At 76.1% G+C, this 8,272-nt stretch carries 7 protein-coding genes; all 7 read left to right on the top strand.

All coding sequences use genetic code 11. From position 1 onward, the window contains the following. On the top strand, window positions 1-1,252 hold a 1,252-nt coding region (locus ACYVJ4_RS17865; RefSeq protein ID WP_460461429.1), incomplete at its 5' end, for a hypothetical protein. Beyond that, complete coding sequence (locus tag ACYVJ4_RS17860) at window positions 1,249-2,220, top strand: glutamate ABC transporter substrate-binding protein (RefSeq protein ID WP_460461428.1); 972 nt, start codon at window positions 1,249-1,251, stop codon at window positions 2,218-2,220. The genes ACYVJ4_RS17865 and ACYVJ4_RS17860, both read left to right, overlap by 4 nt. Before the next feature lie 8 nt (window positions 2,221-2,228). Further along, on the top strand, window positions 2,229-3,386 hold the full coding sequence (locus tag ACYVJ4_RS17855; RefSeq protein WP_460461427.1) for a hypothetical protein: 1,158 nt from the start codon (window positions 2,229-2,231) through the stop codon (window positions 3,384-3,386). Then, window positions 3,383-5,650, top strand: a complete 2,268-nt coding sequence (locus ACYVJ4_RS17850) for a serine/threonine-protein kinase (protein WP_460461426.1) — start codon at window positions 3,383-3,385, stop codon at window positions 5,648-5,650. Before ACYVJ4_RS17855 ends, ACYVJ4_RS17850 begins: the two co-directional genes overlap by 4 nt. Next, window positions 5,647-6,744 (top strand): PP2C family protein-serine/threonine phosphatase, encoded by a 1,098-nt coding sequence (locus tag ACYVJ4_RS17845; protein WP_460461425.1) that lies wholly within the window; start codon window positions 5,647-5,649, stop codon window positions 6,742-6,744. The genes ACYVJ4_RS17850 and ACYVJ4_RS17845 overlap by 4 nt, the downstream gene beginning before the upstream one ends. Before the next feature lie 20 nt (window positions 6,745-6,764). Next, on the top strand, window positions 6,765-8,045 hold the full coding sequence (locus ACYVJ4_RS17840) for a VWA domain-containing protein (RefSeq protein ID WP_460461424.1): 1,281 nt from the start codon (window positions 6,765-6,767) through the stop codon (window positions 8,043-8,045). Beyond that, the coding region (locus ACYVJ4_RS17835) for a double zinc ribbon domain-containing protein (RefSeq protein ID WP_460461423.1) at window positions 8,042-8,272 on the top strand (231 nt) is incomplete at its 3' end. The genes ACYVJ4_RS17840 and ACYVJ4_RS17835, both read left to right, overlap by 4 nt.

Raw genomic sequence — 8,272 nt, 5'->3', positions numbered from 1 at the left:
CGCGCCCGTCACGCCCGGCGACCGGCTCGCCGCCGCGCTGCACCGCGTGCGCGAGGCGGGGCAGGGCACGCCGGGCCGCATGCGCCTGGTCTCGGCCGGCCTGGTGCTGGTCAGCCTGCTGCTCGGTCTCGGTGCGGCGCAGTCGTTCCGGGCCGCGCAGGGCGCGCTCGACCGCGCCGACGCCAACGCCGCCCAGCTGGTGCGCCTCACCGACCTGCGCACCAGCCTGGTGCGCGCCGACGCCGACGCGACCAACGCCTTCCTGGTCGGCGGTCTCGAGCCCGCCGACCAGCGCGCCGACTACGACACCGCCGTCCAGCGCGCGGCCGCGACGCTCGCCCGGGCGGCCCGCTCGCAGCCCGCGGACGTCGACGCGCTCGCCGCGCTGAACCGCTCGGTGCAGAGCTACACCGGCCTGGTCGAGCTGGCCCGCGCCAACAACCGGCAGGGCCTGCCGCTCGGCGCGCAGTACCTGCGCGACGCCAGCGCCGGGCTGCGCTCGGACGCGCTGCCGCTGCTCGAGTCGCTGACCCGGGCCAACCAGGACCGCGTGCAGGCCGAGTTCACCCACGCCCGGCAGGCCGTCGCCGCGCTGGTGCTCACCGGGCTGCTCGCGCTGGCCGCGGTGGTCGTCGCGTCGCTGTGGCTGTCCCGCCGCACCCACCGCTACCTCAACGTCCCGCTCGTCGCGGCCGGTGCCGTCGTCCTCGTGACGCTCGTCGCCGGCGGGGTGGCGCTCGGCGACATCGCGTCGACGGTCGGCGCCGTGCGCGACGGCCCGTACTCCCAGGCGCGCGCGCTGTCGGAGGCGCGCGTGGCGGCGTTCGACGCCAAGGCCAACGAGAGCCTCACCCTCATCTCGCGCGGCTCCGGCGCGGCCTTCGAGGCCACCTGGAAGGAGTCCGCCGGGACGACGTCCGCTCAGCTGGGTCGCACGCCCGACCTGCAGGGGGTCTGGACGACGTACACGCAGGGGCACACCGCGATCCGCGCCCTGGACGACGGCGGGCAGTGGGACCGCGCGGTCGCCGCGGCCACCGACCGGTCGGACGGCAGCACCAACGCGGCGTTCGCGCAGTTCGACGAGCAGTCGCAGACCGCGCTCGACCAGGCCAGCAGCAGCACCAGCCGACGGCTGCTGGACGCCGGGAGCGGCCTCGGGCTCGCGACCTGGCTGGCGGTGCTGGCCGGGCTCGCGGCGGCGGTGCTCGCCTGGTGGGGCCTGGCCCAGCGGATCGAGGAGTACCGATGAGCGCACGGCTGCGGCCCGGGATCGTCGCCAGCACGGTCGCCCTCGCCGTCGCGGCCCTGGCGGCCTGCACGTCCTCGGCGTACGAGGCGACGCCGCTGCCCACCCCCGCGACGTCGGCGGCCACGGCGACGCCGTCCCCCACCTCGTCGACGAGCGCCCCGGCGTGCTCGAACCCGTTGCGGTCGTACGCCCCACCGTCGTCCGTGCCGACCGACCTGCAGAACTACGCGACGGTGCGCCGCATCCAGGCGCGCGGCCGGCTGGTGGTGGGCGTCTCGGCCGACACGCTGCTGCTCGCGGCACGCAACCCGGTGAGCGGCCGGATCGAGGGCTTCGACATCGACATGGCGCGGCTCGTCGCCGACGCGATCTTCGGCGACCCGGACAAGATCGAGCTGCGCGTCATCACGACGGCCCAGCGCATCCCGGTGCTGCAGGACGGCAGCGTCGACCTCGTCGTCCGCAACATGACCATCAACTGCGTGCGCTGGCAGTCGATCGCGTTCTCGGCCGAGTACTACCGCTCGGGCCAGAAGGTGCTGGTACCGCTGGGGTCCAAGGCGCGCAGCCTCGCCGACCTGTCGGGCCAGCGGGTGTGCGCGCCGACGGGGTCGACCAGCCTCGACAAGCTCAAGGACTTCCCGGCCGTGGTGCCGGTGCAGGCGGCCACGCACACCGGCTGCCTGGTGAAGTTCCAGCAGGGGCAGGCCGACGCCATCACCGGCGACGACACCGTGCTGGCGGGCCTCGCGGCGCAGGACCCGTACGCCCGGGTGGTCGGCGACGCGTTCACGTCCGAGCCCTACGGCATCGGCGTCAACGCCGACAACGTCGACCTGGTGCGGTACGTCAACGCGGTGCTGGCGCGGGCCAAGGCGGACGGCAGCTGGAAGGCCGCCTACGACCGCTGGCTCGCCTCCGCGCTGGGCAGCGCCCCGACCCCGCCGACCGCAGTCTACGGGCGCTGACGACGGCGATGACGACCACCTCGACCACCGCTCCCCCGGCGCCCGCGCGCCTGGGCGAGGCGGCCGCGCCCGCCGCGATGCTGCGGTACCTGGCCGACCTCGGCGCCTGGCGCGACAGCCGGCGCAGCGAGCTCGACGCCCTCGACCAGGCCGCGCTGGCGGCCCCGGACGCCGCGTCCCTCACGGACGACGTCGCGCTGTCGATGGCGCTGTGGCAGGCGGTGTCGACCCGTCTGGTCGAGCTCGAGAAGGTCTGGGACAGCGGGCGCGTGGGCCGGGTCGAGCTGCTGCAGCTCTCGTCGCTCGTGTGGGGCCGTCTCGACACCGCGGCCGCGGGTGCGCCGACGACGGCGGCCTCGCTCGCGGTGTCGGTGCCCGAGGCGTGCCGCCTCTCCGACGCGCTCACCGGCCAGCTGCGGCAGCGGCTGTCCCTCGACCCGGTCGGCACCGACCTGGCGGCGCACCTGCGGTCGTTGCGCGCGACGGTCGAGCGGATCCGCGACCTCGTCCCCGTGGAGCCCTACGGCGCCACCAGAGACGCTGCGGCGCAACGGCTCCAGCGGCTCGACCGGCGCGTCGACGACCTGGCGGCGCGCGCGCAGCGCGGTGCGGACGTCGCCGGGCTCGTCGGACCCCTGGAGGCCGACGCCGCCGTGTGCGAGCGCGACCTGATCGTCGCGGCCGCGACCCGGCGCGCCGACGAGCGCGACCTGCGGCTGGCGCACGAGACCCGCGTGCGGCCGGTGCGCCGGGCCGGTGGGGCCTCGCACGTCGTCGACCGCTGCGTGGCCGAGGTGGTCGACGCGCCCCGGCTGGCGGTGCCGCGCGTCGAGGCGCTGGGCGAGGTGCCGGCCGAGGCCGCGGCGGTCGACGCGTACCTGGCCCGGCTGGCGGACGTCGAGCGCGCCCTCGCGGTCGCCGAGCAGGCCTACAGCGCCCCCCTGGCCGAGCGCGACGAGCTCACCGCCCGGCTGGACGCCTACCGCGCCAAGGCCTCCGGGCTCGGCCGCGCCCAGGACGAGGAGGTCGTCGTCATGCACCAGCAGGCCGCGAAGCTGCTCGCCGCCGTCCCCACCGACCTCTCCCGGGCGCGCGCGGCGGTCGCCGCGTACCAGACCCTGCTCGGCTCCCCGGCGAGCGACCCGACCCCAGGACGGCCCGCATGACCGACGTCTCGACCGGCCTGCCGTGCACCCAGCCGGGCTGCACCGGCCACGTCCTCGACGGCTACTGCGACGTGTGCGGGTCGCCCGCCGCGGCGTCCCCGGCGCTGTCCGGCGGTCCCGCGAGCGGCCCCGCGAGCGGCGCGTCCGGCGCCCCGGCCGGCACCGACTCCGCGCCCACCAGCGTCTCGCGCGCCTCGAACCGCCTGGCCTCGACCCAGATGGGCTCGGCGCGCGCCGCGAGCAGCGGCTCGAAGGTCACCCGCCGGCAGGGCACGTCGTCCGCGCGCCTGCGGGCCGCCCGGCTCGGCGCCGGGCTGACCACCGTGCCGCCGCAGCCTGCGGTCGACGCGGCGAAGGCGATCATGGCCGACCCGGTGGTGGCCGAGGACAAGCGGGTCTGCCCCTCGTGCGGGGCCCCGGTGGGCCGCTCGCGCGACGGCCAGCCCGGCCGGGTCGAGGGCTTCTGCTCGCAGTGCCGCAACCCGTTCTCGTTCGCGCCCAAGCTGCAGGCGGGCGACCTGGTGGGCGGTCAGTACGAGGTGGCCGGCTGCCTCGCGCACGGCGGCCTGGGCTGGATCTACCTGGCGCGCGACCGCAACGTCTCCAACCGCTGGGTGGTGCTGAAGGGCCTGCTCAACTCGGGCGACGCCGACGCCCTGGCCGCCGCCATCGCCGAGCAGCAGTTCCTCGCGCAGGTCGAGCACCCGCTGATCGTCGAGATCTACAACTTCGTGACCCACGAGGGCGCCGGCTACATCGTCATGGAGTACGTCGGCGGCACGTCGCTGAAGGCGTTGCTCAAGAACCGGATGAAGAAGGCCGGCCGGTACGACGCGCTGCCGCTCGACCAGGCGATCGCGTACACCCTCGAGGTGCTGCCGGCCTTCCAGTACCTGCACGACCTCGGGCTCGTCTACTGCGACTTCAAGCCCGACAACATCATCCAGGTCGGCGACGACGTGAAGCTGATCGACCTCGGCGGCGTGCGCCGGCTGGACGACGCCGACTCGGCGATCTACGGCACCGTCGGCTACCAGGCGCCCGAGGTGCCCGAGGTCGGCACCAGCATCGCGAGCGACATCTACACGATCGGCCGCACGCTGCTGGTGCTGGCCATGGAGTTCCGCGGCTACCAGTCGACGTACGTGGCGTCGCTGCCGCCGGTCGAGAGCACGCCGCTGTTCCAGCGCCACGACTCCTTCTACCGGCTGGTCGCCAAGGCCTGCGCGCCCGACCCGGCCGACCGGTTCGCGTCCGCGGCCGAGCTGCGGGTGCAGCTGCTCGGCGTCCTGCGCGAGGTCGTGGCGAGCGACCGCGGCGACACGACGGCGGCGCTGCACGCCGCGCCGTCGGTGCTGTTCGACGCCCCCAACGTCTCCGACGCCACGCTGGACTGGACCGACCTGCCGGGCCTGGCCGTCGACGCCTCCGACCCGCAGGTGGGCTGGCTCGCGACCGTCAGCGTCGAGGAGCCCGTCGCCCGGCTCGCGCTGCTGGCCCAGGCGCCCGAGGCGACGCCGGAGGTGCTGCTCGAGACCGGTCGCACCGCCCTGCGCGCGGGCCAGCCCGACGTCGTCGACCGTGCCGCCGGGGAGATGCTCACGGCCGACCCGTGGGAGTGGCGCGCGGTCTGGCTGCAGGGGCTGAAGGCGTTGCACGACCAGGACGGCAAGGGCGCGCAGGCGGCGTTCAACGCGGTGTACGGGCAGGTGCCGGGCGAGCTGGCCCCCAAGCTCGCGCTCGCCCTGGCCTGCGAGACGAGCGGCGAGGCGGACGTCGCCGAGTCCCTCTACGCGACGTGCGCGCGCTGCGACGCCGCCTACACGGCCCCGGCCGCGTTCGGCCTGGCCCGGATCCGGTCGGCGCGCGACGACCTCGACGGCGCCGTGGCCGCGCTCGACCTGGTGCCGCCCACCAGCCGCGCGTTCACCGAGGCGCGGCGCCAGCGGGCCGGGCTGCTCGCCGCGTCGGGTCGCGGGCTGCCCGCGCTCGCCGCCGCCATGCAGAGCATCGAGGGCGTCGGCATCGACCCGCTCGACCGCGCCCGCCTGACGACCAGCGTGCTCGACCTCGCCCTGCAGCAGGTCGTGAAGGACGGCCCGCAGCAGGCGGTGCGGATCGGCGGCCACGCCGCCGACGCCCCGAGCCTGCGCGACGGGCTCGAGGCCGCCTACCGGCACCTGGCCGGGCTCAGCGACGACCGCGACGAGCGGGTGCGCCTGGTCGACCGGGCGAACGCCGTGCGGCGCTGGACCGTGCGATGAGCACCACGACCGGCACGGTCCGCACCTGCGCCGCCTGCGGCTCGGCGGCCGACCCCGACGCGCGCTGGTGCGAGGCGTGCGGCGCCGACCTGGGCGAGGCGGCCGCCGTCGCCGCACCGCCCGCTCCCGCACCGCCCGTCCCCGCGGAAACCGTTGCGGCGCAGGGCGTTGCGGCGCACCCTGACCCGACGCAGGCCACGCCGGCACCGGGCCGCTGCCGCGAGTGCGGCGGCACGGTCGACGCCGACGGCTACTGCACCACGTGCGGCGCCAAGGCCCCGCGCGAGCGCGACCACCTGGTCGAGCAGCCGCAGCCCTGGGTCGCGTCGGTGAGCGACCGCGGAGTGCGCCACCACCGCAACGAGGACGCGGCCGCCACGGCCGCCGACGCCGTGCCGGGCTCGCGGGCCGTCCTCGTCGTGTGCGACGGCGTCTCGTCGTCCGAGGACTCCGACGTCGCCAGCCTGGCCGCGGTGCGGGCCGCCCGCGACGTGCTCGACACCTCGCACGCCCAGGGCCTGCCGACCGACGGCGGGCTGGTCGCGGCGATCGGCGAGCGCCTGGCGCGGGCCGCCGACGCGGCGAGCGAGGCCGTGACCGCCAGCACGGCGCCCGACCACGGCGCCAACCCGCCGTCGTGCACGTTCGTCGCCGCGGTCGTCGAGGGCGGCCAGGTGGTGGCGGGCGTCGTCGGCGACAGCCGCGCCTACTGGCTCCCGGACGACGGCACCGCGCTCATGCTCACCACCGACGACTCGTGGGCGGCCGAGCAGATCGCGGCGGGCACGCCCCGCGCCGAGGCCGAGAACGCCCCGCAGGCGCACGCCATCACCCGCTGGCTCGGCGTCGACGCCCCCGACCACGCCCCGCGGGTCACCAGCCAGGCGCTGGACGCGGCGGGCTGGGTGCTGGTGTGCTCGGACGGGCTGTGGAACTACTGCTCCCCGGCCGACGACCTCGCGGCGCTGGTGCACGAGACGTCGGCCGCGCACGGCGGCGAGCCGCTTGCGCTGGCCGAGGCCCTGGTGGCCTGGGCCAACGCGCAGGGCGGCCATGACAACATCACCGTGGCGCTCGCCCGGGTGAGCGGCTGAGACCGAGGAGGGGCGACGACATGGCGCAGTTCGCGGCGCAGGTCTACCAGAACGAGTTCCTGCCGGACGGCGGGACCGACGTCCACGCCATCGTCACGGTGACGTGCACCGGTGCGGGCCAGGCCGGGCAGACCGGCGCGGGCGAGGCGGCCGAGATCGTGGTCGTCGACACCTCCGGTTCCATGGGCCCGCAGGGCATCCGGGCCGCGCAGCAGGCCGCGATCGCGGCGCTGGACCAGGTGCTCGACGGCACCTGGTTCGCGGTCGTCGCCGGCAACCACCTGGCGCGCCTGGCCTACCCCGACGACCGCCGCGAGCCGTGGATGGCGCGCATGGACGCCACGACCCGCGCCGCTGCGCGCGAGGCGATCGGCCGGTTCGTCGCCGACGGTGGCACCGCGATGGGCACCTGGCTCGAGATGGCCACGCAGGTGTTCGAGACCGTGCCGAGCGCCACGCAGCGGCACGCGATCCTGCTCACCGACGGCAAGAACCAGCACGAGACCACCGAGGAGCTCAGCCGGCGGATCGCCGCCGCGAGCGGCACCTTCCAGTGCGACTGCCGCGGCGTCGGCGCCGACTGGGAGGTCGGCGAGGTGCGGCGCATCGCCACCGCGCTGATGGGCACGGTCGACCTGATCCCCACGCCCGACCAGATGGCCGCCGAGTTCGAGCACCTGATGCGCGCGTCGATGGCGCGCGGCGTCGCGGCGGCCGACCTGCGGGTGTGGGCGCCGCAGGGGGCGCAGGTGCTGTTCGTGCGGCAGGTGGCGCCGAGCGTCGAGGACCTCACGTCCCGCCGGCGCGACGTCAACCCGCTCACCGGCGCGTACCCGACCGGCGCGTGGGGCGACGAGTCGCGCGACTTCCACGTCGCCGTCCGGCTGGCCGCCAAGGCGGTCGGCCAGGAGCAGCTGGCCGCGCGGGTGCAGCTCGCCCTTGGCGACGAGGTCGTGGCGCAGGGCCTGGTCAAGGCGCTGTGGTCGGACGACGACACGCTGACCGCGCGGATCAACCCCGAGGTCGCGCACTACACCGGGCAGACCGAGCTGGCCGAGGCGATCCAGGACGGCCTGGCCGCCAAGGCCGCCGGGGACGACGTCACCGCCACCGCCAAGCTCGGCCGCGCGGTGCAGCTCGCCGCCGAGACCGGCAACGACGAGGCCACCGCCAAGCTCAAGAAGGTGGTCGAGGTCGAGGAGGCCGTCACCGGCAAGGTGCGGCTGAAGCAGAGCGTCGACAAGCTCGACGAGATGGCGCTCGACACCGCCTCGACCAAGACGACGCGGGTGCGCCGGTGAGCACCTGCCCCAACGGCCACAGCACGACGGCCACCGACTACTGCGACACCTGCGGCGCGCCCGTGGGCGGCGCGGGCGCGTCGTCCGCGAGCGCCGCGGCGCCGGTCCGGTCGGCCCCCGCCGCACCCCCGGCCGCGGCCACCAAGCCGTGCCCGAGCTGCGGCACCGACAGCCCGGCCGACGCGCTGTTCTGCGAGAGCTGCGGCTACGACTTCACCACCGGCGCC

It is taken from the genome of Angustibacter peucedani, assembly GCF_054779595.1.
This window is presented reverse-complemented; position numbering and strand designations above follow the sequence as displayed.